The 2,112-nt window shown below is 70.8% G+C and carries 4 protein-coding genes; 2 read left to right on the plus strand and 2 right to left on the minus strand.

The genetic code is table 11. The annotated features are described in order from the left end of the window. Positions 1–461, minus strand: a 461-nt coding sequence (locus AB0H87_RS41130; RefSeq protein ID WP_360159090.1) for a sigma factor, incomplete at its 3' end; no start/stop codon positions are given. Between the two features lie 257 nt (positions 462–718). Between AB0H87_RS41130 and AB0H87_RS41135 the strand changes: the two genes are divergently transcribed. Both AB0H87_RS41135 and AB0H87_RS41140 read left to right on the plus strand, forming a co-directional pair. After that, positions 719–919, plus strand: a complete 201-nt coding sequence (locus AB0H87_RS41135; RefSeq protein WP_360159093.1) for a hypothetical protein — start codon at positions 719–721, stop codon at positions 917–919. 47 nt (positions 920–966) lie between these two features. Then, entirely contained in the window at positions 967–1,665 is a 699-nt protein-coding gene (locus AB0H87_RS41140; protein ID WP_360159096.1) for a GAF and ANTAR domain-containing protein, read from the plus strand. Position 1,666: 1 nt separating this feature from the next. Here AB0H87_RS41140 and AB0H87_RS41145 read toward each other — a convergent pair. Then, a partial coding sequence (locus AB0H87_RS41145) for an STAS domain-containing protein (RefSeq protein ID WP_360159099.1) occupies positions 1,667–2,112 on the minus strand: 446 nt, incomplete at its 5' end.

Below are 2,112 nucleotides of genomic sequence, written 5' to 3' on the forward strand. Positions count from 1 at the left end.
GCCCCCACCGCACTCACCACGACGCGCTCGCCCACACCCAGCCGGTTCGCCAGCTCGGCCCGGGTCGGCGTGCGCGACAGCACGCCGGTGAGCTCGTCGACGGCGTGCCACACGTCCACGGTCAGCTCCTGCAACGGCCGGGAGACGTGCAGGTCCCAACCGGTGTTCCGGAAGTGCCTGCGCAGCTCGCCGCGGACGGTCACGACCGCGTACGCGGTGAACGAGCCGCGCTCCAGGTCGAGCTGGTTGACGGCCTTGATCAGCGCGAGCCGGGCGACCTGGCGGAGGTCGTCGAGCGGGACGCCGCGGCCGCGGTAGCGGTTGGCGAGCCGGTCGGCGAACGGCATCGCCGCGAGGACGAACGCGTCGCGGGCACCGGGTTCGGCGCCGGCCGTGACGTAGCGCGAGGCGGCCTCGTCGAGCGACAGGTCGGGCTCGGGCCGAGTGCGTGGTGCCGGCATGTGACATCCCCTCGCATTACTTACCGCGCGACAACTATCTCGAACAGTAGGCCGAGCGGCGGACAACCGCCCGCCGGCCGGCGGTGTCGATGTTTCGCCGCGGGGTCGGCGGGCAGTCGCTCCTGGTTGGTGGGCTCTGCGCGCGAGACCGGCCAACCGGACGTTAGGAGCAGGTGATGCGAGACAAGAACGATAGGGAAATTCCTCCCTATTCCGATCGGAAGAAGTCGGGCAACGTACGCGACAAGGGGTCGGCCGTGCGTGACGGCGCCAAGGTCGGCGGTGCGCACGGTCCGGTCGAGAACGACGAGATGAGCCGGCCGGACGCCGCGGACACCACCGGCTCGCAGGCGGACGAGCAGCCCGCTCGGCAGGAGGCCCGGACCAGGGATCATGACGAGGGCGTCGGGCCGGCACACGAGCCGGGCGCGCGGCGCGGCGAGCAGCAGCGGAGGTGAACGACTCGGACCTGAGCGTCGGGTCGGTCGGTGAGACCATGGTCCGCGTGAGCGACCTTCCGGGTTTGGCCGACCGGCTCGGGGAGCTGGCGCGCGCGTTCCAGGCCGAGCGCAGCGTCGCCGACACCCTGGACGCCATCGTCCGGGCCGCGGTGGGCACCGTGCCCGGTGCCGACCACGCCGGAGTGTCCCAGGTGGAGAACCGACGCACGGTTCGCACGACGACCGGCACGGACCGGCTGGTGTACGACGTGGACCAGATTCAGTACGACGAGCACGAGGGCCCCTGCCTCGACGCGCTTTTCGACCACCTGACGGTCCTGGTCGCCGACATGGCCGGTGAGGCCCGTTGGCCGCGGTTCAGCGCCCGCGCCCTGACCCTCGGCGTCGGCAGCATGCTGGCGTTCCAGCTGTACGTGGACAGCGGCAGCCTGGGCAGTCTCAACCTGTACTCCCGGCGGCCGGGCGCCTTCGGCGACGTGTCGGAGCAGGTGGGCCTGTTGTTCGCCGCGCACGCCGGGGTCGCGCTGGCCGGCGCGCAACAGCTGAGTCACCTGTCGCGGGCGCTCGACGTCCGTGACCTGATCGGGCAGGCCAAGGGCATCCTCATGGAACGGCACAAGCTGACGGGTGACCAGGCGTTCGGTCTGCTGGTGACGGTCAGCCAGAAGACGAACACCAGGCTGGTCGAGGTGGCGCGGTATCTCGTGGACACCGGTGACTTGGGCGCCCGCGATCGGGCCTGACTCAGTCGGTCGCCAGCCTGACGTCGAGCGCGTCGACGAGCCCGCACAACAGCAGCAACCGGTAGACGAGCGGGCGCGGGTTGCGGACGGCCATCGTCATGCCGGCCGCCGCGAACCGGGATCGCCAGTGCACCAGCGTGCCCATCCCGGCCGCGTCCGAGAAGGTGACGTCCGTCAGGTCCACGTGTACGGTCGCACCCGGCGTGCCGGGCAGCACCCGCGCCAGGATCTCGTCGAGCGGCTGGACGGAGTCCATGTCGATCTCACCGGAGACCGCGACGACGCTCGTGCGTGGATGTGGCTGCCGGAGGGCGGCATGGACCGTGCCGTCGAGGCTCGACGAGCGCGCGACGATGGTGTCGGTGGTGTCGGGTTCCGGCGAAGCGTCGTATGTGCGAAATCGTCGCATTCGAAGCCCTTGGGTGACGGTTCTCAGACCCTCGCTTC

Source organism: Asanoa sp. NPDC050611 (genome assembly GCF_040654855.1).
In the GTDB taxonomy this organism is placed as follows: Bacteria; Actinomycetota; Actinomycetes; order Mycobacteriales; family Micromonosporaceae; genus Asanoa.